21 protein-coding genes are annotated in these 21,076 nt (G+C 52.7%); 15 read left to right on the top strand and 6 right to left on the bottom strand.

The window, feature by feature from the left end; translation table 11 throughout:
• Positions 1-37: 37 nt before the first annotated feature.
• The gene (locus HMPREF2756_RS02565; RefSeq protein ID WP_083301652.1) at positions 38-1,510 is read left to right on the top strand and encodes a ParB/RepB/Spo0J family partition protein; all 1,473 of its coding nucleotides are present in this window, start codon (positions 38-40) and stop codon (positions 1,508-1,510) included.
• Between the two features lie 588 nt (positions 1,511-2,098).
• Here the strand turns inward: HMPREF2756_RS02565 and trxA are convergent.
• The 5 genes from trxA to HMPREF2756_RS02540 form a co-directional block, all read right to left on the bottom strand.
• The gene (trxA, locus tag HMPREF2756_RS02560; RefSeq protein ID WP_070617981.1) at positions 2,099-2,425 is read right to left on the bottom strand and encodes a thioredoxin; all 327 of its coding nucleotides are present in this window, start codon (positions 2,423-2,425) and stop codon (positions 2,099-2,101) included.
• Between the two features lie 15 nt (positions 2,426-2,440).
• A complete protein-coding gene (gene trxB, locus HMPREF2756_RS02555; RefSeq protein WP_070617979.1) occupies positions 2,441-3,484 on the bottom strand; it encodes a thioredoxin-disulfide reductase in 1,044 nt (347 codons plus the stop codon).
• 258 nt (positions 3,485-3,742) lie between these two features.
• Complete coding sequence (locus HMPREF2756_RS02550) at positions 3,743-4,978, bottom strand: serine/threonine protein kinase (protein ID WP_070617976.1); 1,236 nt, start codon at positions 4,976-4,978, stop codon at positions 3,743-3,745.
• Positions 4,979-5,068: 90 nt separating this feature from the next.
• On the bottom strand, positions 5,069-6,754 hold the full coding sequence (murJ, locus tag HMPREF2756_RS02545) for a murein biosynthesis integral membrane protein MurJ (RefSeq protein WP_004005941.1): 1,686 nt from the start codon (positions 6,752-6,754) through the stop codon (positions 5,069-5,071).
• Positions 6,755-6,775: 21 nt separating this feature from the next.
• Entirely contained in the window at positions 6,776-7,276 is a 501-nt protein-coding gene (locus HMPREF2756_RS02540; protein ID WP_048755438.1) for an NUDIX hydrolase, read from the bottom strand.
• A gap of 102 nt (positions 7,277-7,378) precedes the next feature.
• Here HMPREF2756_RS02540 and HMPREF2756_RS02535 point away from each other — a divergent pair, with 102 nt between their 5' ends.
• The 7 genes from HMPREF2756_RS02535 to rplI all read left to right on the top strand — a co-directional run bounded on the left by HMPREF2756_RS02535 (position 7,379) and on the right by rplI (position 11,982).
• On the top strand, positions 7,379-8,803 hold the full coding sequence (locus HMPREF2756_RS02535; protein WP_070617973.1) for a CCA tRNA nucleotidyltransferase: 1,425 nt from the start codon (positions 7,379-7,381) through the stop codon (positions 8,801-8,803).
• A 160-nt stretch (positions 8,804-8,963) separates the two neighbouring features.
• Positions 8,964-9,332 carry a TM2 domain-containing protein gene (locus tag HMPREF2756_RS02530; protein WP_246825809.1) on the top strand — a complete coding sequence of 123 codons (369 nt, stop codon included), beginning with the start codon at positions 8,964-8,966 and terminating at the stop codon, positions 9,330-9,332.
• 222 nt (positions 9,333-9,554) lie between these two features.
• Positions 9,555-9,917: a TM2 domain-containing protein gene (locus HMPREF2756_RS02525; protein WP_070617970.1), complete on the top strand. Its 363-nt coding sequence runs from the start codon at positions 9,555-9,557 to the stop codon at positions 9,915-9,917.
• Positions 9,918-10,142: 225 nt separating this feature from the next.
• Positions 10,143-10,445 carry a 30S ribosomal protein S6 gene (rpsF, locus tag HMPREF2756_RS02520; protein WP_004005946.1) on the top strand — a complete coding sequence of 101 codons (303 nt, stop codon included), beginning with the start codon at positions 10,143-10,145 and terminating at the stop codon, positions 10,443-10,445.
• An 85-nt stretch (positions 10,446-10,530) separates the two neighbouring features.
• On the top strand, positions 10,531-11,181 hold the full coding sequence (locus HMPREF2756_RS02515; RefSeq protein ID WP_070617967.1) for a single-stranded DNA-binding protein: 651 nt from the start codon (positions 10,531-10,533) through the stop codon (positions 11,179-11,181).
• 88 nt (positions 11,182-11,269) lie between these two features.
• Positions 11,270-11,506: a 30S ribosomal protein S18 gene (gene rpsR, locus HMPREF2756_RS02510; RefSeq protein WP_004005948.1), complete on the top strand. Its 237-nt coding sequence runs from the start codon at positions 11,270-11,272 to the stop codon at positions 11,504-11,506.
• A gap of 23 nt (positions 11,507-11,529) precedes the next feature.
• Positions 11,530-11,982: a 50S ribosomal protein L9 gene (gene rplI / locus HMPREF2756_RS02505; RefSeq protein WP_004005949.1), complete on the top strand. Its 453-nt coding sequence runs from the start codon at positions 11,530-11,532 to the stop codon at positions 11,980-11,982.
• 139 nt (positions 11,983-12,121) lie between these two features.
• Here rplI and HMPREF2756_RS02500 read toward each other — a convergent pair whose 3' ends face one another.
• A complete protein-coding gene (locus HMPREF2756_RS02500) occupies positions 12,122-12,964 on the bottom strand; it encodes an alpha/beta fold hydrolase (RefSeq protein ID WP_246825808.1) in 843 nt (280 codons plus the stop codon).
• Between the two features lie 478 nt (positions 12,965-13,442).
• Between HMPREF2756_RS02500 and HMPREF2756_RS02495 the strand changes: the two genes are divergently transcribed.
• From HMPREF2756_RS02495 to dnaB, 7 genes are all read left to right on the top strand, one after another.
• Positions 13,443-14,483: an ABC transporter ATP-binding protein gene (locus HMPREF2756_RS02495; RefSeq protein WP_070617961.1), complete on the top strand. Its 1,041-nt coding sequence runs from the start codon at positions 13,443-13,445 to the stop codon at positions 14,481-14,483.
• Positions 14,484-15,371, top strand: a complete 888-nt coding sequence (locus HMPREF2756_RS02490; protein ID WP_070617958.1) for an ABC transporter permease subunit — start codon at positions 14,484-14,486, stop codon at positions 15,369-15,371.
• Between the two features lie 119 nt (positions 15,372-15,490).
• A complete protein-coding gene (locus HMPREF2756_RS02485; protein WP_004005956.1) occupies positions 15,491-15,808 on the top strand; it encodes a hypothetical protein in 318 nt (105 codons plus the stop codon).
• Positions 15,809-16,550: 742 nt separating this feature from the next.
• Positions 16,551-17,351, top strand: a complete 801-nt coding sequence (locus HMPREF2756_RS02480) for a class I SAM-dependent methyltransferase (protein WP_048778938.1) — start codon at positions 16,551-16,553, stop codon at positions 17,349-17,351.
• Between the two features lie 175 nt (positions 17,352-17,526).
• Complete coding sequence (locus HMPREF2756_RS02475) at positions 17,527-18,696, top strand: nucleotide disphospho-sugar-binding domain-containing protein (protein ID WP_246825807.1); 1,170 nt, start codon at positions 17,527-17,529, stop codon at positions 18,694-18,696.
• Between the two features lie 42 nt (positions 18,697-18,738).
• Positions 18,739-19,134 (top strand): Rossmann-fold NAD(P)-binding domain-containing protein, encoded by a 396-nt coding sequence (locus tag HMPREF2756_RS02470; protein WP_070617952.1) that lies wholly within the window; start codon positions 18,739-18,741, stop codon positions 19,132-19,134.
• Positions 19,135-19,245: 111 nt separating this feature from the next.
• Positions 19,246-20,604, top strand: a complete 1,359-nt coding sequence (dnaB, locus tag HMPREF2756_RS02465; RefSeq protein ID WP_013398176.1) for a replicative DNA helicase — start codon at positions 19,246-19,248, stop codon at positions 20,602-20,604.
• Positions 20,605-21,076: the final 472 nt, after the last annotated feature.

Here is a 21,076-nt window from a genome sequence, read left to right as displayed (position 1 = left end):
GAGAGCGGTAGAAAATTTGGTGTGAGGAAGGAAAAATATGGCAGAGAAGCGACGGGGTCTCGGAAGGGGACTGGGTGCTCTCATTCCCAATAATACGACGCCTGTTGTGACTGCTTCCGATGTTGCCGAGAAAGAGGCGGAAAAAAAGGTAGCGGCGACTCGCAAACCTCAGCAGGAGGAACAAGCCGCCGCATCCTCGGCAAAACGCCCGAAGACTCGCAACGTAAAGCCGGAGCCGCAGAAAAAATCTGCCCCGAAAAAGGAATCGTCTGCGACGACGAAACGGACAGAACAGCAAGAGAACCGCATCTCTTCGTCGCAAAAGGCTACGGATCCGAAGCCTCAGGAATCTTCTGCTGAGACTCGGAAACCTTCTGGTTTATCGAAGCCGCAAAAGGTTTCTGCGATTAAGATGCCTAGTCTTAAAGCCCCTGCCGTGAAAGCGGGGGAGAAAAAAGAAGAGAACGTACACGTCTCATCTGTTTCTTTGTCCGCATCGCAGCCTGTGCAGAAATCAGATGTTTCACGTGAAACATTGTCTCAGCCTCGCGAAGTTCAGAAGAAGAAACCTCGTATGGATATGGGTGCGGCACTTCGCAATACGACGTTAACACGCCGCCCGGTAGATTTCTTCTTTGGTGAAGAAACGAAGGAAGCTGAGGAAGAAGGTAACAGCAACCTCGTACCCGTTCCTGGAGCTCAGTTCGCAGAAATCAAAGTTTCTGATATCCACCCAAACCGCAAACAGCCTCGCGTTGATTTTGATGAGCAAGACATGGCTGAGCTCATCCATTCGGTTCGCGAGATTGGTGTTCTGCAGCCTATTGTGGTGCGCCCTTCACGCGAGAAAAATGCCGAAAAATATGAGTTAGTGATGGGCGAGCGGCGCTGGCGCGCAACCCAGGCTGCGGGTCTAGAAACTATCCCTGCCATTATCCGTGACACGCAAGATATTGATCTGCTTCGAGATGCCCTGCTGGAAAACCTGCATCGTAGCCAGCTGAATCCCATTGAAGAGGCGGCTGCATATCAGCAGCTTATGGAAGAGTTCAGTACCACCCAGGAGCAGCTTGCAAAGCGTATTGGGCGCTCTCGCCCACAGATCTCAAACACGATTCGTTTGCTTAGGTTGCCTCCTCTCGTACAGCGCAGGGTAGCGGCAGGCGTTATCGCTGCCGGGCATGCGCGTGCCCTGCTGACTTTAACCGATCAGGCAAAGATAGAGACCATTGCTCAGAAGATCGTGAATGAAGGGCTTTCTGTGCGTGCCGTTGAGGAGCTTGTTGCCCATGCGAGCGAAGCTCCGGCAGATAAAGAGCGGAAAACCCCACAGCCACAGAAGCATCACGAGCGATTGGACTATATCGCGGATGCGTTCGCCGATAAACTAGATACATCGGTTAAGATTTCGCTCGGTGCTCGTAAGGGTAAGATGACTATTGAATTTGCTAATGTAGAGGATCTCAACCGCATTATTCGGGTTCTGGATTCTGATTTCAAAGGTTCTTAGTCCATGCGATAGCTTAGAATCCTTCCTCGCATAATCTACTGGGGGTGGTGATGTTTCACGTGAAACATCACCACCCCCAGCCTTGTATAAAGTGTGTATATCTGGTGTAGTGAGCTTCGTGGGCGTTTTTACCTGCTGTCTGACATTGTCTCCGGATAAGAAGAGCTCACAGAGGTCTGGAGTATGTGTGAAAACGATAGGTATACGAGTCTTTGCGGACCCTACAACGGTGTATATAGCAGAGCAGGGGAGTGGGATGAGACTAACACGAACTCCGAGCTGAAGGTAATTGTAAGCCTGCGCTTCCTTTTTGGATATTGAGGATTACAAGGGTATTTATCGAGACAGGCTAAAATCCTACGTTTTCGACACTATGAAATGGTTACAGGAAGAACTATGCCGAAGTCATACAGAAATTCACGGATAGTATCTTCATAAGATATTCTTATCTAAAATACAACCTCAAAAAGTATATAAAGTGTTTGTAGCCCTGTAAACGAAGCAGGTATAAAGATAGAAGGTGTGGATGTTTCACGTGAAACATCCACACCTTCTATGGGTTTTTGAGGATGAAGGCTTGAAGAAAACCTACTTGATGTATTCCTCAAAATCAGCAATGAGCGCCTGTTTGGGACGAGCGCCTACGCTCTTCTTTACAACCTGCCCATCTTTGAAAAGGTAGATCGCGGGGATAGAAGTAATGCCGTATTCCATAGCGGTGTCGCCGCTCTCTTCGACATTGACCTTCACGACATCGACCTTATCGCCATATTCTGCGGCAATTTCATCAAGAACCGGGGCGACCATGCGGCAGGGACCGCACCATTCGGCCCAGAAATCAACGATTACTGGCTTGGAATTTTCCAGAACCTCAGCCTTAAAGGTGGCATCGGTTACTGCTTTTGCATTGCTCATATCTGTTTCTCCTGACTAAAGGTTTTCGAGGTAGTGCTGTGCGTCGAGTGCTGCTATTGCACCCGAACCGGCGGCGATAATCGCCTGACGGTAGGTTGGATCAATGACGTCGCCCGCGGCGAAAACGCCGGGCAGAGAGGTTTTTGACGAGCGTCCCTGAACCGCAATCGTGTTCTGATCGGTAATCTCCAGCTGATCCTTAACCATCTCGATACGCGGATCAGATCCGATAGCAATGAACAGTCCGTCGAGCCTCATATCGCGGGTAGCGCCAGTAACGGTATCGGTCAGAACAATCTCTTCCAGCTTGGAATCGCCGTGAATCTCGCTCACCACGGAATTCCAGAGAACTTCAATCTTGGGGTTGTCGAAAACGCGCTGCTGCATAATATCGGATGCGCGCAAAGAGTCACGGCGGTGGATCAGGTAGACCTTGGATGCGTAGGTGGTGAGGAAGAGTGCTTCTTCCAAGGCAGAATCGCCGCCGCCTACCACCGCGATTTCTTTATCTTTGAAGAAGAATCCATCGCAGGTTGCACACCACGAGACGCCATAGCCAGAGAGCGTGTCCTCACCTTCAACACCCAGCTTGCGGTACTGCGAACCGGTCGAGAGAATAACGGTTTTTGCAAGGTGTACGGAACCGTCGGAGAGAATAACCTTCTTAATATCGCCGTCGAGTTCCAACTTTTCGACATCCTGGTAGCGAATATCCGTGCCGAAGCGCTCCGCCTGGGCACCGAAATTGGTCATGAGTTCGGGTCCCTGAATGCCCTGCACAAAACCGGGGAAATTTTCGACCTCGGTTGTGGTCATGAGAGCACCACCGGGGGAGAGGGAACTCGCGAAGAGTACCGGCTCAAGGTTGGCACGCGCCGCGTAGACGGCGGCAGTGTACCCGGCAGGGCCGGAACCCACAATAATAACGTTGTGGACCTTCTGATCGCCCTCAGAGGCCGTTTCTTGGGCTTTTTCCTGGGGGGCAGAGGATGCAGCAAGGTTCAGACCGCCGAGAGCGGCGCCTCCGAACAGATTACCCAATGTATTTTCAGTGCTCATTCTTCTCTTCCTCGAATTTCTTCTGATAGTCGCTCAACGCAACAATATCCCCAATTATTCCATTCTGGAAGCGGCTAAGCCATATTGACTGGGGTCGAAGCGAACATGCCGGGTACCGAAGAAAAAATATGACGTTTTATGTTCAGGGTTGCACCCGACGGAGAATACTGGGCGGAAGCCTTGAGAGAGAGCGAGATCGAGGCAAAATAAATGGCGCATCCCCATGTATGAGGATGCGCCGCTCGTTGAGGCTATACGCTACTCGGCCTTAATCTCGCCAATGCGCAGACCGTAGCTGTACCCTGCGATAGGCTGCGAGAGCTTGGGTGCTTCATCGAAGACGATGATGATGTAGCCGCCCTTATCGGCAGACTGCTTGTCCTTATCCAGCTCAACCGTGACGTCCTGCCCAGAGAAGCTTCCCTTGCCAACTTCGGTGGCACCGCTCATCGAGGCTTGGTTATTGGTGTATACGGTGAAGGAACCGCCGGAACCGCCCGTCTGCTGAATAGTTAGTTTAGAGACAACCGTGGGAGACTCTAGTTTAGCAGCAAGCCCGAATTCCTTGACGACACCACCGAAGGCGGGGCTACCAAAACCATAGCTGGACCAGGTGCTTGAGGGGTTACCATCGGTCAGTGCGGGAAGACCGGAATCCATATCCGCCATAAAGTTAGGGTTGCTCGGTACCAGACGCGATACGGAGGTAACCTTTACTGGCGCATTGGAGGCGCTGGGTGATGCCGACGGGGAGGCTTCCTCAGATTCCGTAGACCCTGCCGTAGCGCTTGCGCTTGCCGAGGCGTTCTTGCCTTTAACCGGATTCGATGCGTGATTCGACCCCAGACCGGTCAGCGTGGTGAGTACACCACCGGCAACAATGACCAATAGAAGCACGGCAGCGAAGGCAATAGCCCAGGTTCCGCGGTTTGTACCTTCGTCTTCGTCGTCTTCATAGACGCCGTCATCGTTCGGTCCGGAGACCATAGGTGCAACGTTCATTGAGGGGATTTGTGAGACCTCCCAGGCCTTTACGGCGCTGATAGCGGAGGTTTCGGAACCCACCATTGGAATGTTCTCGTAGGTTTGCGGCGCGGCACCGGTAAGGCTGTCACCGAAGATTTCGGCACCGAGTGCCTCATCAGGGTTGCCGTCGGGAGAGACCGAGGGGTTGTCGGTCAGTAGGGTGTCAAGCAAAACATCCGGGCGGCTGTATGAGGTCACCAGGTATTTATTGCCTTCGGGGGCGATTCCCATATCGAGAATCTGAATATTGTAGCGGCTATTGACCGCCAGCGCCCGCGAATTCTTCTCCAAAAGGTGGCTGCGCACGGGAGAAGCCACCACCACCGAAACCTTACGGTTCAGAATCTGATCCTTACCTTCGAGGATCATATCTGATTCGGCGGTGATGATAATCTGTGCGGTGATTTCGTAACGGCCACCCAAAACGGTTCCGACCGGAATCTGCTGCGACAAGTTCTCTCCCGTCATGTATTTTCTCGCCTATAGTTTAGTAGGCTCTTCCAAAGATTTTACCCGGATTACGCCGGATACGGTGTTTTTAGCGGTTTGCGGGCTGGTTTAAGATTCGTTTGAGGCCCCTCGCCGTGCGAGCGCTTTTACCTTGCCTGCAATGGGCGCGAAGAGAGCATCTGCCTCACGCACGCGGAAAATCTTGAGCATCACCACATAGCTGAAGAGCATGGTGAGACCACAGATTATAAGGGTTATAACCGCTGAAATTTTTGATGCCCAGGCGAAGCCATCAAGATTGTATCCGCCCAATACCCACAATACGGCGGCGGCAATAACTCCCGCAAAACATGCCGCGAGGGTAGTACGAGCGTACATGTTGATAATACGCTTCTGCCCATAATACCCAAGTCTGCGGCGAATTTCGTAGTGGCTGATGGCGACCACGAAGAGGTTCTGTACCGGGAAAATCAGGGATAGCGCATACACGGTGTAACGCGGGTCAAGCAGGGAGGCAACCCCGCTCATAACGACCATAACAATCGCGGCGTAGAACTGAATGAGGAAGGGAGTGCGCGCGTTTTCCCGGGCGTAGAGAACACGCCCGTAGAGGAAGGATATGGTCAGTGCAGGGGTTCCCAATGCGGTAATAGCAATGAGGCGCCCAATAACGGTTGCCGCAACCGGGTCGCCGCCGCTAAAGAGCACCGCCACGGGACCGGCGAGGACGATAAGTGCGAGCGCACAGAAAACGGTGGCAATACCGGCGGTACGCATGCCGTGCGAAAGGGCGTGAATGACGCTGTCGCTATCGTCCGCGATGGCGGAGGAACTCATGCGGTTAAAGAGGACGGTAGCGATGGAAATGCCAATCACGCCGTGGGGGAGCGAGTAGAGCATTGAGGCGTAGTTCATTGCCTGCAGACCGGGAATCTGAATACCCATATCGGCATACTGGGCGCGGGCGCTCACCACGGATGCGGCAACCCGCGTCATATACATATACGACAGGTTAGAGACGGCACCGGCGGCAAGGGTCCAAATCGCCAGACGAGATGCTTCCCGCAGTCCGATACCGCGCCAGCCGAAGTCCGGCTTGAGCCGCAGCCCCAGCTTCCTGAGCGGGATAAAGAGAACGATAGCCTGCAGCGCCACGCCCAGAGTTGCCGATCCGGCGAGGAAGATCGTCTGCATCGACGTCCAGCTTTCGACCGAGTGGCGTGGCGGATTGATGGTTGTATCCTGCGCCCCGAAGGTGAAAATAAAGATAAAGAGCGCAGCGATAGCAACGACGTTATTGAGCACGGGCGCCCACATGAAAGCCCCGAAGGCCTCTTTCGCGTTGAGTACCTGCCCAATGACCGTATAAAGCCCGTAGAAGAAGATTTGCGGCAAACACCAGAACGAGAATATATACCCGAGTTCTTTCTGCTCTGGCGTCCATGTAGAGCCCATAACGTTGATAATAGGGATGGCGCACGCCAGCGTAATCGCTGTAATCAGACCGATGGCCGTCACCGTAATTGTTACGAGCTTGGAAATATACCGTTCGCCGCCGTCTTGGGCTTTAGCGGCTTTGATAATCTGCGGCACGAGCACGGCGTTGAACACACCACCGGCAACCAACACGTAGATGAGGTTGGGGAGCGTATTTGCGGTCTCGAAGACGTCACCTACGGTCGAGAGGGCACCCAGTGCCACCGTGAGAAGGATTGCCTTAAGGAACCCTAGAACACGGGATACGAGCGTTCCCGCCGCCATAATGGCGCTTGAGCGTGCATCGGTACGTGCCAACTTCTTCTCCTGGTTGTGACGTTAGAGCTGGGTATTAATATACTCTCGTGCAATATCTGCGATGCGCCGTTCATTAGCGAAAGAGAGTTTCTGGCTAAGCTCCGCCAGGGGTACCCACGCAACATCGACTGCTTCATGATCGGGGTCATGCTCAATGGTTAGGCGGCCGCCGGTAGCACAAAAAAGGTAGTGATGTACCGTTTTATGGATGCGCTGCCCACTAGACGTAAACCAGTAGTCGATATACCCGAGGGTAGCAACAATGTAACCGGTAATTCCGGTTTCTTCGGCTATTTCTCGCTGAGCTGTTTCTATCAGACTTTCATGACCTTCAACATGTCCCTTAGGTAGACACCATTCGAGCTGTCTGTTGCGGTTATAGCGCGCAATGATTGCCACCGGCAGGTCGGGACTATCAAAATTAATCATGAGCCCTCCCGAAGAGACCTCTTCAAGCGCAGGCACCGGAAGCTGGGGCGCGAAGGGGCGCATTTTGGGTGCGCGCGGTACGGGAAAACTCATAGTTCTACCTTATCCGATGCGGCGCTATTTTGGGCTATGGTGCGGCTGATAGGAGCCCGCTAATATGCTCTTGTCGCTAATATCTGGCAGGATTAAGAGACTATGTCGCAAAAACTTGATGTGCTCTCAAAATATCCGGATGCTGTTGAACTCGGCGAACTCTACCGCCAGGCGGGTTTTGATCTCTATCTAGTCGGTGGTTTGGTGCGTGATGAACTACGCAATACCCCCGGCGAGTTTACCGATTTTGATATGACTACGAACGCCACCCCCGCCCAGAGCGAGCGGATTTTGAGCGCCTGGGGAGAGCATACCTGGGATATCGGCAAAGAATACGGCACTATCAGCGCCCGCAAAAACGGCGCTGTTTACGAGGTAACGACCTACCGCGCCGAAGTGTACGTCGCTGATTCCCGCAAACCCACGGTGGAATTCGGCACCGACCTGAAGGCTGACTTGATACGGCGCGACTTCACTATCAACGCTATGGCTGCTGCGCTGCCTTCGGGGGAGATCGTGGATCTTTTCCACGGCACTCAAGATTTAACAGAGGGCGTTTTGCGCACCCCGCGCTCGCCTCAAGAATCCTTTTCCGAAGACCCTCTTCGTATGATGCGCGCGGCACGGTTCGCTGCTCGGTTCAACCTCACTGTAGCGCCGGAAGTATTCGAAGCGATGCGGCAGATGGCATCGCGCATCGAGATTATTTCGGCGGAACGGGTGCGCGACGAACTCATCAAACTCATCTGTGCAGATTACCCGCGCGTGGGCCTGAACTTGCTCGTAGAAACCGGGCTTGCGGACTATGTGCTCCCGGAGCTGCCCGCCCTGCGCATGGAAATGGACCCTTCACACCACCATAAAGACGTTTATGAGCACTCGCTCAAAGTCATGGAACAGGCGATCGAGAAGGAAACCGACGCTGACGGTTCCTGCCCCGCGCCCGATTTTGTGCTGCGTTTCGCATCGCTTCTGCACGACATCGGCAAACCCAAAACCCGCAGATTCGAGAAAGACGGCTCGGTATCTTTTCTGCAGCACGATGTGGTTGGCGCACGCATGGTCAAAAAACGGATGCGCGCCCTACGCTTCGATAACGACACCATCAAGGCGGTGGCGCGCCTCGTGGAGCTTCATATGCGTTTCTACGGCTACCGTGAGGCCGGGTGGACCGACTCGGCGGTACGTCGATACGTGCGGGACGCAGGGGAGCAACTGCAGCGTCTCCACAGGCTTTCTCGGTCGGATGTCACCACGCGCAATAAGCGCATGGCGCGCTCGCTGGCGCAGGCATACGATGATTTGGAGCGGCGTATTGATGAGCTTGCCGCTCAAGAAGAGCTGGATGCGATGCGCCCTGAACTGGATGGCGAGCAGATTATGGTGGTGCTGGGCATCGGTCCTGGGCCTCTTGTGGGGCAGGCGTATAAATTCCTGCTGAACCTGCGTTTGGATGAGGGTGAACTTGGTGAAGAAGAAGCGACCCGCCGTCTGCTTGTGTGGTGGCAGGAGCACGGAGAGTCCTAAATCTCCATAATGCGGCGGAATACTGCGGAAAAGAGTATGACGGAGACTACGGCGCATAAGGTTAACTAAATGCCTCTGTGAAGCTAAATTGACGTGTAGGATGGTACTCAGCGGCAGCGTTCGCCGCGCACGAATACACATTCACCGAAAGGGCATTACTATGTCTGATAACTCTGCCTTTAATCCGGCTTCTAAACCTGCATTCAACGGTTCCCAACCTCACGGACAGCCCGTACAACCTATCGCCGTAGCACCGGTCATGATGGTGCAGCAACCCAAATCCATGGCGGTGGCATATCTGCTGTGGTTTTTCCTAGGTTCCCCTGGTATTCACAAGTTTTATCTGAACCAAACGGGTCAAGGGATTCTATACCTGTGTTTATTCCTTACTGGCTGGGCAACTATTTGGTTTCTTATCGGGATAATTCCTCTTGTAATTTTGGGCATCTTGCTCATCATTGATATTTTCCTGATACCTGGCCGGGTGAACCAACTCAACGGTGTAACCCCCGTTGTCGTGAAGCAGTAACAGCCCATTATCACAACCCCACCGCGCATTGGAGAATCCCGCATCCTCACAGTCGAGGATGCGGGATTTTTTGTCTAAACGAAGGTTGGTGCGGTGGGGGAGGGGAGGGCAGACTCCCACCGAATACACACCCCGTTCCCAGGGTTTGCGCATGTGAACTGTCTAAACTTGCAGTGAGCGCGTTATATACAGCGCGCTGAAACACTCACGAAGGAAGGAAATATGTCGCAACAGGTTTATGAACCTAAACTTTTCGCCCATGGAACCGTTCCGGGCAGCCGTACTTATGTGAACTCCGAACATGAACAGTCAACCGTCGTCGTGATTCGCCCCAAATCCGTACTTCTCACCTATGTGCTGTGGTTTTTCCTCGGATGGTTAGGCATCCACAAGTTTTATCTGCGTCAGCCAATTCAGGGGCTGCTTTACCTTGCGCTCACCGGTATAACCAGCCTGCTGACGCCTATAGGTTTAGGTTGGATAACCGGTATTCCGCTAGGTCTTCTGCTCTTCAAAGACCTCTTCACGAATATCCTTCGAGTCGCCATCCTCAACCTTCGGGACTCTTCGGTTCGTTACTACTAAAACCAGAATTTTTAGCGTTCAAGACTCTAGCTTCAGGATGCTCCCGTTACACCCATGCGGTGTGGTGGGCGCATCCTTCTCTTTGCTGGATTCTACCGCGTATTCTCGTGTAGTATAGAAGAATCTGTGTGTGCATCCTGAACAAGAGGATGCTGCACCGGGTGCCACATGAATCTCCTGCTATGGAAATCCCATAGCCGTTTAGCCCAAAGGAGGGGTTTAATCATGCGTGCATACGAACTGATGGTTATCCTCAACCCCGAGGTTGAGGACCGAGCGGTAGAGCCGTCTCTGTCGAAGTTCCTGGAAATCGTCACCAACGCTGGCGGTACCATCGACAACCTTGACATCTGGGGTCGCCGCCGTCTGGCATACGAGATCCAGAAGAAGTCCGAAGGTATCTATGCGGTTGTTAACTTCACCGCGAGCCCTGAGACCGCCGCTGAGCTCGACCGTGTTCTAAACCTGAACGAGTCCGTTATGCGTACCAAGATCATCCGTCCGGAGGATCAGAAGGTCAACAAGTAAGACTCTAAAACCGCGACCTGATTAAAATGTCAGGTTCCTATGGTTACCTAGAGTTATATACTTGAATCCATTCGAGGAGGCATCAATGGCAGGCGAAACCATTATCACTGTGGTCGGGAATCTCACCAGCGACCCTGAGCTGCGCTACACTCCCGCAGGTGCAGCGGTTGCAAACTTTACGATTGCATCTACCCCGCGTACCTACAACCGTCAAACCGGTCAGTGGGAAGACGGTGAGGCACTGTTCCTGCGTGCGTCTATCTGGCGCGACTACGCAGAGAACGTCGCAGAGACCCTGAAAAAGGGAACCCGTGTGATCGCCCAGGGCCGTTTGAAGTCTCGCTCGTATGAAACGAAGGAAGGCGAACGTCGTACCTCAATGGAGATCGAGCTCGATGAGATCGGTCCCGCTCTGCGGTACACTACCGCCCAGGTAACCCGTTCACAGCGCACCTCTGGAGGTAACTTCGGCGGTCAGCAGGGCGGCAACTTTGGCGGTAATAACTTCGGTAATAACCCCCAGCAGGGTGGTTTTAACAATTCCGCGCCGCAGCAGGGCTTCGCTCAGCAGCAGGGCGGAAACGGTTACTCCAGTAATGCCGGATTCGGTGGGGGAGCCCAGCAGGCGCCCGCACAACCGGCACAGCAGCAGGCACCTGCGGCTGATCCGTGGACCTCACAGTCCGGCGGAAACTACGATTGGGGTACCGGCGCCGATGACGAACCTCCGTTCTAAAGAAACGTTCCGTCTTCCTCAAACCAAACCATATATCAATCCATCCCGCGGTTAACGCCGCGGGCTCCCAACCTAAAGGAGCACCACGATGGCTAAGGCTGAAATCCGTAAGCCCAAACCTAAGCAGAACCCCCTGAAAGCTGCTGACGTCACCGTTATCGATTACAAAGACGTCGCCTTGCTACGCAAGTTCATCTCCGATCGCGGCAAGATCCGCGCTCGCCGCGTAACTGGCGTGACCGTTCAGGAACAGCGCAAGATCGCTCAGGCAATTAAGAATGCCCGTGAGGTTGCACTGCTTCCCTACTCCGGCGCTGGCCGCTAACGAGAAGGAGAGTAACAAGTACTATGGCTAAGATTATTCTGACTCAGGAAGTAACCGGTCTGGGTGCCGCTGGTGACATCGTCACCGTTAAGAACGGCTATGCACGTAACTACCTTCTTCCTCGCGGCTTTGCCGTTTCATGGACCGTTGGCGGCGAGAAGCAGGTTGAATCTATCCGTGCGGCCCGTGCGGCGCGTGCGAAGGCCTCCCTGGAAGAAGCCCAGGAGACCGCAGCTAAGCTCTCTGCTCGCCCAATTGTAGTGGCACACAAGGCTGGTGCTGATGGTCGTCTCTTCGGCTCCGTTAAGGCAGATGCTATTGCTGACGCTATTGAAGAGGCAGGTCTCGGCACTATCGACAAGCGCACCATTCACCTCGGTTCCGCTATCAAGCGCACTGGTGAATACCAGGTGACCGCTCGTCTGCACGAGGATGTTGTTGCCAACGTTACTCTGGACGTTGTAGCAGCCGCATAAGCAGGGCGTATTTAGACGCTGTGAGGGCGTCGCATTCCGACTGGGATGCGACGCCCTTTTCATATGTGGAGCCAATCATCCGTTTTACTCGAGAAGTGCGGGGTAGGGGAGGGGTATGTTTCACGTGAAACATTGTGTGTTACAGAATACCGTCAATAAAATCTATGACCGCTTGGGTTACCTCTTCCGAATGCCCCTCGATCATATGACCCCCCGTTTCGAAGATACATGTGGTGAGATTCGGGTATCGGTACATAGAACTCTGCACATGCCCTCGCGGCTGGGCAAAAGGCACCACTCGGTCATCTTGTGCGTGGATCAGAAAAACGGGCGGTTCCAAGCTCTCAATGGGGTATTCCTCAAGATGGACCGCCATATCCGGGTTCGTGATAGTTGTGTCGATCTTGGCTCCCATACGTCGCTCCTGTAGGGGGAGCATCCCATATATGGTATTTGAGGGAAGCCCAAATAGAGGTTTGAAAAACGGAGACAGCAGCCACATGACGTAGTTATGGTTCAGGGTGGCAGGAGGCCCCATACGCGTGGGCAGCTTTCGTGGTTTTTCCTCCTGGGGCGGGGCAGAGCTGAGGAGAATAAGACCTGCTGTTCGTTCCGGATAATCCAGAGCGAAACGAAGAGCGGGGGTTCCTCCTGCAGAGGCGCCTATCACATAGACCGTCTCGATATTGAGGATATCAAGGAGGGCCATCAGAGCCGCTGCCTGTTCTTTGGGAGTTCCTTCACCTGCGACCGCGCTTCCGGGGTACCCAAAACGCGATGGAGCAATAATCCTGTAGTGTTTCGAGAGCTTCCTAACGTTCTCAAAGGCTTGGTCGTAGCCGCCATAGATACCGTGCAGAGACAGAATAACGGGAGGGTTGCTATATACTGAGGACGACCCGGTGGGCATAATATCGAGATATGCTATCTCTCCATAGCTGAGATGCACCGTTTTGACCGGATACGACGCGAGTTCGTCCACAGCATCGTGGAGTGCCCGGCGGCATCGTATACCTTGAACACCCATGTAAGTTGTGGCAGCAAGCGCTGTACTACCAAGGAGGCACCTGCCCCACCGGACGTATCCTGCACGGTTTTTCTGTGGTTCCGGTGTACTGCTAGTCCTACGCATAGTTCCCTACCCCTTCGTATACGGTCTATTTTTAACTACAGTAATTTCACAGACGTGGGCGCACAACCCTAGGGGACGGGCATTAGGACTATTCTTGGAGATACTTCGATATAGTAGTATTTCTATCTCTATACGTTGGATAACTATATTTCTATAGGAATTTTCTTATAGACAGCATCAATGTTTCACGTGAAACGGTGTATGTAAAAAGATTGAGAAATAATAAAAAATTCCGAAGGAACCTCAAAAATCCTATATTCTCCGAAGTGAGAACCGTAGACTGGACGTGATAGAGCAACCTTAAACTTCTTCAGAAGGGTAGATGTAGATGTTACAGGTTCAGAATCTTACCAAGAGGTATGGTGATAAAACCGCCGTTAACGATATGTCTTTTATCGTTCCCGATGGTAAAGTCACCGGTTTCTTGGGTCCCAATGGGGCAGGTAAATCGACCACGATGCGCATGCTGGTCGGACTCCATAAGCCCACCTCGGGCGAAGCCCTTGTAGACGGCAAAAATTATCAGTCCCTTAAATCTCCGCTCCATACGGTGGGAGCCCTCCTTGACGGGAAATCGGTACATCCGGGGCGCAGCGCACGCACCCACCTCATGTCTATTGCGCTTACCCACGGTATTTCGGCGAAACGTGTGGACGAAGTTATCGGCATGACCGGTCTTAGCCAGGTGGCTAAACGGAAGGTCGGCGGTTTTTCCCTCGGTATGAACCAGCGTTTAGGTATCGCCTCAGCTATCTTGGGCGATCCCCATAACGTTATTCTGGATGAGCCGGTTAATGGTCTTGATCCCGAAGGCGTGGTGTGGGTTCGTCAGTTGGCGAAGTATTTGGCGTCCGAAGGCCGGGCGGTGCTGATTTCTTCGCACCTTATGAGTGAGATGGCGCAGACCGCTGACGACCTCATTATTATTGGGCGCGGTCGCCTGCTGGAACACACGTCTATTGATGAACTTATCTCGCGCATCGGCGGTCATAAAGTTCTGGTTCGTACCGATGAACGTGACCTTTTTGCTTCGCTCCTTGCGGAACGGTCGCTTCCTTTCGAGGCGGTCGATACCGATGGTTTGTTGGTTTCGGCTGATGCTCGCGACCTGGGTGAGCTCGCTTTGCGTGAGCAAATTTTGCTCTATGAACTGGCGCCTCATGAAGCAACTCTTGAGGATGTTTACCTTGAAATTACACGTTCAGAGGTTGAATATGTCTCTGATAGTCTTCCAGGTGCTGGTGCCGCAGATGCGGGTTCTTCGGTACCAAATGCACCGGCAGTCGATCCTCAACTGCAACCGGTGGCTAGTTCTCCAGAGCACAGCTTTATTGACGAAACCCAGCAGGGGAATGGGAGGAACATATAAATGAGTACTCAAACCTACGCTACTAAAAATGCGCCTGCACCGGTTGCTCATAACCTATCATTCCTGGGTGTGCTCCGCTCAGAATGGTTAAAGATGCGCTCCCTACGTTCTCAGCAGGTTCTCTTCATCATTACGGTAGTGCTGATTTTAGGACTCGCAATGCTGCTGGCTCCTGTTTTTAACGAACAATTGGCACAGTATGAGAAAGATGTGAGTACATCGCAGATTGTGAATGGGCAATCAGTCAACGGTTCCGAGATCATTGACCAGATGAAGAGCGCATCATACTCTATCGGAGTTGTAGGCGCTTCATTGGGAGGCATTATTCTTTCTTCCATGGCGACGGTATTTATTGCATCCGAATATGCCACGGGTGCCATGCAAACAAGTCAGCTAGCAGTACCGCGTCGTTCTCTTTTATATTCTGCTAAAGCCCTTGTGGTGACGGTGGTAGCTTTTGTCGTAGGAACCTTGAGCGGTATCTTGGCATTCTTCTTAGGTCAGATGATACTCACGGAAAAGCTACGAGTCTCTTTCGATGGTGAAGTACTTCGAATCACTCTTCTTCTTGGACTGTATCTTGTGGTACTTGCTTGGATGGGATTCGGGTTTGGTGCTCTCCTCCGTAATAGTGCCGGAGCTATTGTTCTTACAGTCGTTCTGCTTTTTGTGGTGACAATAGTTCTTAGTTTCTTCAGGTCTGCTGAGTGGGCAAGCGATGTTTCCAAGTATCTACCTGTCCATCTGGGCGAAAATATGTTGGTCTACGATACTGATAAGTTTAAAGATCCCAGCTACGAAGTCCGCTGTATCCTCTTCACCCTGTGGGGTTTTGTACCCTTGGTACTTGGCTGGATTCGCTTCAAATTCAACGATATGAAGTCTTAGACTTACGGCTCATCAGGTAAGAGGAAGTGCCGCCTCCTGAACATATACTGGCTGGGAGGCGGCACTTGCTGTTACATCAAGGATCATTGTTGTGGGCTACTCTCGGTTAGGCTAGATATATGGCGAAAAAATCTTTCAATCACCTTCCCCCCAGCACTCAGCTTTTGCGGGTCGGCATCATCTTCGAGGCAGTAAGTGTTGTACTTGTGATACTTGCCTTTATTCCTTTTCCCTCGCTCACGGTGAATGCCATCCTGTTTTATATCACGATAATCGTGGGTAGTTTTACCTCTGTGATCGCCTTTATCTGTGCCATAGTGGGGCTTATTCGGTTTGTGCGCCATCGCATTGCAAATATTGTATTGGCGGCGGTATCGGTGCTGATAAACCCGGTGACCGTGGTTTTGGCTGATGCTCTTCTGAACTCTAACGGCTAAATTACTGTCGCGCGGGGATTGTGCTCTGCATGCTGAGGTATCGGACTGACGCTCTTCCCAGTATTTCTTGCGGGGACTTTCAGGTGTTTTTCAGCCAAACCCCAAGGTTTCTCAAGGTAACTACGGTTAACTGGAGGTGTTGGTTCGAGAGGACTGCGATGTGAATGTGTGTGTTTCAGAGAGCGGATATGCTCTCGTGGAACTGAAAAGCGAGGCTACCGTGTAGCCTCGCTTTTCAGTTTTAAAAATTTCGCCTTCTTCCGGGCGGCTATCACAATCTCATGCACGGTACCGAATACAGCGTGTAATTCTCTGCGATATATGCCCTGTAAGGAAGCTCTGACCCCTGGCCTTGTGTCTACAGCACACATGACCCCTCGTATTCACAGATATTCCCAAGGTTTAACTCACGAGGAATAAAGGTTGACGGGTCATAGTTATGTCAGGTAGTTCGAGAGGACTATCTGAAAGTTGGACTTTCCTTAGCGGAAGTGGCTCTGATTTTCGTATGTATGTGTGTGTGATTGAGGCTGAGATCGAATCTTCGGGTTCGGTCTCAGTTTCGTTTACCCCTTAGTCTGCGTTCCGCACATAAAGCCACAGAAAACAATGGCGTAGTATCGGCGTGACAGGAGGTTTGCAAGATACAGCATACGAAGAATGCGGCTACCTCATGACGGAGTGTAGAATTAGAGCATAAAAATCTTGCATATTAAATACGAATTATCACAGGAGATTTATCGTGCCTAAAACCCCGAACGTTCCCGGTACTGATCGTCCCGCCGAAAAAGCCGCCGGACACTGGCTGCTCGCCCAACTCGGCAAAAAAGTCCTCCGCCCCGGTGGGCGCGAAACTACAAACTGGCTGCTCAGCCGTGCACTCGGCGGACAGATTGACGTAGTCGAATTTGCCCCCGGGCTGGGTATCACGGCTCTCGAAATCGTCAAACGCAGCCCCAAGACTTACACCGGTGTAGATCTTGATCCAAAGGCGGCTGAAATCGTGCGCGGGCGCATCGGAGACAACCCCAACTACACAGTCGTGAACGCCGGGGCGCAGGAAACCGGGCTGCCCGATTCCAGCTATGACGTGGTGGTGGGCGAGGCTATGCTGACCATGCAGACCGACAAGCACAAGCTGGAAATTATGCGCGAAGCGGCGCGCATCCTACGGCCGGGCGGGTACTACGCCATTCACGAGCTGTCGCTGACCCCCGACTACCTGCGTACCGAAGTTCAAGAAGAAATTCAGAAGGACCTGGCACGAAGCATTCGCGTGAACGCACGCCCGCTTACGGTTGCCGAATGGACCCGCCTTGCCGAAGAAGCCGGGTTTGAGGTGTTAGACGTATATCAAACCGAGATGGCTCTTTTAGAACCCAAACGCATGATTGCCGATGAAGGGGTGGGCGGACTCGCCAAGATCATGTTCAACCTTGCACGCAAACCGCAGATTCGTGAGCGCGTGCTGGGTATGCGCAGTGTTTTCCGCCGTCACGCCGACCATATAGGCGCTATCGGTCTGGTTCTACGGAAGAAATAACTACGATTTGCGCGGTCAGAAAACGGAGCCTGAGTTTTCCCGATACAGTGGGCGGATTACTGAGGCTCCGTTTTACACTAGATATATATGAGGCGTAGATCCCGCTCAAGCATGTGTACGCCCCCCGCTGGAGAAGACAATGAGCCGTATTCTTTTCTCTCCCGAAAGCTTTAATATGGGTGAAACCACGCGCGGCATCGAAATAGCGCGTGTTGCCCAAGACCGAGGGCACAAAGTCCTCTTCCATATATACTCGCCCAAATACCGTGGGTTGCTGGAAAGCGCGCGGCTTCCCGTGCATCTTCGTGAACCCATCATGACTGATGCCGAAGCGAAACAACTCATGGCGCTTGACCAAGGCAGGGGAGTGCGGCATCCCTTCACCACCGAGAAAGTACGCCAGAGGGTTACCGTAGAACTTGCGGCCATTCGTGACTTTAACGCAGATGCCGTGGTGATCGGCTCTAACCCAACTATGCTGATCTCCGCGCGCATCGCCGGTGTACCTATTTTCTATGCGCGCCCTTACGCATATTCAACGACCTATTTTTCTGCGAAACCTGCCGGTGAAGCCCCCGCAGCACCGGGATGGTTACGCGCACTGGCTCGGACAATATCTTATAAACCAGCCTCGTTCACTCGTGTAGCCCGCGAACATGGAATCAAACTCCCGCGCCGTACCGTCGATATGTTCAGCGCTGACGTAAACCTTATCTGTTCTCTTTTTACCGAGCTGCGCGGCGATCCGTTAACGGCGCCGGATGTCAGTGTGGGTCCTATCTACTACCGTGCTCCCGGTGAACTTCCGCAGGTTGTTCAGGAACCTAAAAAGCGACCACTTATCTACGTGGGGATGGGCTCGTCCGGGTCTTCGCATATCTTGGCGGCGGTGCTGCGGCAACTTTCAACGGTACCGGTAGATGTGCTGGTCGGTGATGGGGTGCTGTTAGCGGATGCTGATGCGCGCTCGCTGGGCGACAATATTCACCATGCGGGAACTGTTCCGGCTCATCTGCTTGCCGGGCACATTGATGCCTCAATTACGCACGGTGGTGAAGGAACCGTGCAGACAGCGTGTCTGGCGGGGGTACCGTTTGCGGGTATCGCCATGCAGGCTGAGCAACGCTGGAATATTGAGGAATGTGTGCGGTACGGCAACGCCCTGCGCTTCGCGAAACATGATGTGCACCGAGGTCAGATGCACGGCATTCTGGATCGTTTACTTTCAGATGAGACCATGCGTGCCAAGGCCCGGCAGCTCAGCAAGGCAATGCGTGGCATGGACGGTCCAACCCGCGCCGTCGATGTGATTGAGGGCTATCTCAAAGACTGTAATCCTGCCTAACTGGTGCATCAGGTGGTGAGCCCGAGTGGATACTTCTCGGATATGAGCGCTATAGCGCAGATGGCACGCCGCGGCCGGGTGTATCTTCTGCGACCGCAAGGGCGGCTTAACCCCATTCACGGGGCGGATGTTGCCGCATACTGTCTTGATAAGGTGGAATCTGCTCAAGAAGGATCCTACGATATTGGTGGTCCCGAGGTTCTCTCGTGGCGCGAGGTAGCACAGTACGCTTTTGAGGCGGTGGGACGCCCCGCGAAGATCACGGTTATCCCGCCCCGGTTAGCAGACGGTGTGGTGAAGGTGATCGGCCTTATCAAACCGCGCGTGGCCGATACTTTATCGTTTATGCTGTGGGGCTTAACGCATGATTGTGTGGGGGAGCCGACGGGAACGAATAGTCTTCGAGAGTTCTACCGGGAACAGACACAGAATTTATAAGGCGGTGTACATTTCAACAAGCGTTCATGAGAAACTAGCATAGAAGTTCTGCAGAAATTGCTTCTGGAACGCCATAAACATCGGATAAAAACGCGATTTTGAGGAAAAAGCATGTCTGAAACTGCTATCGATTATGGTTCTCGCACCCTGCCGCACGATGATGTCGCGGAGCAGTCGGTGCTGGGCGGCATGATGCTCTCTAAAGACGCTATTGCCGATGTGGTAGAGACTCTGCATGCGGGAGATTTCTATAAGCCGCAGCATGAACTGATCTATGAGGCAATTATTTCTCTGTACGGTCACGGCAACCCCGCCGATGCGATTACGGTAGCGGATGAGCTCAAGGGCCGCGGTGAACTCACACGAGTCGGTGGGGCAACATATCTGCATACGCTTATCGCTTCGGTTCCAACCGCTGCGAATGCCCAGTATTATGCTGAGATCGTCAAGGAACACGCGGTTATGCGCCGTCTGGTAGAGGCTGGCACTAAGATCGCCCAGCTCGGTTACACGAGCGAGGGAGAGGTAGACTCGCTGGTTGATCAGGCACAATCTGAGATTTACGCAATTTCAGATGGCAACGCGAAAGAGGATTACGTTACCTTCTCAGATGCCTTAGAAGCCACGATGAACGAGATCGATGCGAACTCGAACCGCCCGGATGGCGTTTATGGCGTGCCCACGAGCTTTATTGAGTTTGATGAGCTCACCGGTGGTTTGCATCCGGGGCAGATGATTGTGGTTGCCGCGCGCCCCGGCGTGGGTAAATCGACTTTGGCACTGGACATCGCCCGTTCTGCCGCGATTCACCATGATATGACGACGGTCTTTTTCTCTTTGGAAATGGGTCGCACCGAGCTTGCAATGCGTGTGCTTTCGGCGGAGGGCCGTATTTCGATGGGCCGCCTCAAGAAGGGAGATCTTGACCAGGAGGGATGGACCAACCTGGCGACCCTGCAGGGGAAAATAACTGGTGCACCGCTTTTTATTGATGATTCGCCGAACATGACGCTCATGGAGATTCGTGCGAAATGCCGTCGTCTTAAGCAGCGCAATCAATTGCAGCTTGTGGTGCTGGACTACCTGCAGCTAATGAGCTCGGGTAAGAAAGTTGAGTCTCGTCAGCAAGAGGTTTCGGAGTTTTCCCGTAGTCTCAAACTTTTGGCGAAGGAACTTGAAGTTCCGGTCATTGCGCTCTCGCAGCTGAACCGTGGTTCGGAGCAGCGCACCGATAAGCGCCCGATGATCTCTGATCTGCGTGAGTCCGGTTCGATTGAGCAGGATGCGGATATGGTGATTCTGCTGCATCGTGAGGATATGTACAACCCCGATAGCGATCGTGTGGGCGAAGCAGACATGATTATTGCGAAGCATCGTGGCGGCCCAACGAAGACTATTCCCTTGGCATTTAGCGGTAAGTACTCGCGGTTTAATAACATGGCTTCTGAAACTCCACCGCAGCAGTATTAGCGGATTCTAGCGCATTTGAGCGTAAGAAAGGCGTTGCTTGACCGGTATTTTACCGGGAGGGCAGCGCCTTGAGTCTTTAAGAATTTTCGGAGTATAAAGGAGTTTTCGTGAATGAGGTTTTCATGGAAGTAAACACCCAAAATATTATGTGATGTACTGCATATTATTCTGGTTTGCAAAGCACGGAAAGCCTCTGTATAGTTGTATGAGTCGCCGCGGCGAGGGGAGGTAAAAACCCCGAGATCTTGCGGCAAAACCAACTATACAGTGCATAATTTGAAATTCATGTTTACGTTCGCACGGTAATTTTATAACCATGAGAAATTGAATGAATTTTGAATATTTGTGATGTGAGGCATAAAGTTTTTAACTTGTGTTTCTTGATGAAAGCGAGTATAGTTACATAGGTTGTCACTCAAAATGGAGTGGCAGTATCACTGACCGGCTGATGATGGTCTCTGCATGCGTGTTT

Origin of the sequence: Rothia sp. HMSC067H10 (assembly GCF_001810635.1) — a bacterium.
Classification (GTDB): Bacteria; Actinomycetota; Actinomycetes; order Actinomycetales; family Micrococcaceae; genus Rothia; species Rothia dentocariosa.
Note: the sequence above shows the minus strand (reverse complement) of the source record. Positions and strands in the feature narration are given on the sequence as shown.

What these genes read in the sequence shown, in the direction of transcription:
- HMPREF2756_RS02565 (WP_083301652.1), top strand. Translation starts at nt 38, where the DNA reads ATGGCAGAGAAGCGACGGGGTCTCGGAAGGGGACTGGGTGCTCTCATT.
- trxA (WP_070617981.1), bottom strand. Translation starts at nt 2,425, where the DNA reads ATGAGCAATGCAAAAGCAGTAACCGATGCCACCTTTAAGGCTGAGGTT.
- trxB (WP_070617979.1), bottom strand. Translation starts at nt 3,484, where the DNA reads ATGAGCACTGAAAATACATTGGGTAATCTGTTCGGAGGCGCCGCTCTC.
- HMPREF2756_RS02550 (WP_070617976.1), bottom strand. Translation starts at nt 4,978, where the DNA reads ATGACGGGAGAGAACTTGTCGCAGCAGATTCCGGTCGGAACCGTTTTG.
- HMPREF2756_RS02540 (WP_048755438.1), bottom strand. Translation starts at nt 7,276, where the DNA reads ATGAGTTTTCCCGTACCGCGCGCACCCAAAATGCGCCCCTTCGCGCCC.
- HMPREF2756_RS02535 (WP_070617973.1), top strand. Translation starts at nt 7,379, where the DNA reads ATGTCGCAAAAACTTGATGTGCTCTCAAAATATCCGGATGCTGTTGAA.
- HMPREF2756_RS02530 (WP_246825809.1), top strand. Translation starts at nt 8,964, where the DNA reads ATGTCTGATAACTCTGCCTTTAATCCGGCTTCTAAACCTGCATTCAAC.
- HMPREF2756_RS02525 (WP_070617970.1), top strand. Translation starts at nt 9,555, where the DNA reads ATGTCGCAACAGGTTTATGAACCTAAACTTTTCGCCCATGGAACCGTT.
- rpsF (WP_004005946.1), top strand. Translation starts at nt 10,143, where the DNA reads ATGCGTGCATACGAACTGATGGTTATCCTCAACCCCGAGGTTGAGGAC.
- HMPREF2756_RS02515 (WP_070617967.1), top strand. Translation starts at nt 10,531, where the DNA reads ATGGCAGGCGAAACCATTATCACTGTGGTCGGGAATCTCACCAGCGAC.
- rpsR (WP_004005948.1), top strand. Translation starts at nt 11,270, where the DNA reads ATGGCTAAGGCTGAAATCCGTAAGCCCAAACCTAAGCAGAACCCCCTG.
- rplI (WP_004005949.1), top strand. Translation starts at nt 11,530, where the DNA reads ATGGCTAAGATTATTCTGACTCAGGAAGTAACCGGTCTGGGTGCCGCT.
- HMPREF2756_RS02495 (WP_070617961.1), top strand. Translation starts at nt 13,443, where the DNA reads ATGTTACAGGTTCAGAATCTTACCAAGAGGTATGGTGATAAAACCGCC.
- HMPREF2756_RS02490 (WP_070617958.1), top strand. Translation starts at nt 14,484, where the DNA reads ATGAGTACTCAAACCTACGCTACTAAAAATGCGCCTGCACCGGTTGCT.
- HMPREF2756_RS02485 (WP_004005956.1), top strand. Translation starts at nt 15,491, where the DNA reads ATGGCGAAAAAATCTTTCAATCACCTTCCCCCCAGCACTCAGCTTTTG.
- HMPREF2756_RS02475 (WP_246825807.1), top strand. Translation starts at nt 17,527, where the DNA reads ATGGGTGAAACCACGCGCGGCATCGAAATAGCGCGTGTTGCCCAAGAC.
- HMPREF2756_RS02470 (WP_070617952.1), top strand. Translation starts at nt 18,739, where the DNA reads ATGAGCGCTATAGCGCAGATGGCACGCCGCGGCCGGGTGTATCTTCTG.
- dnaB (WP_013398176.1), top strand. Translation starts at nt 19,246, where the DNA reads ATGTCTGAAACTGCTATCGATTATGGTTCTCGCACCCTGCCGCACGAT.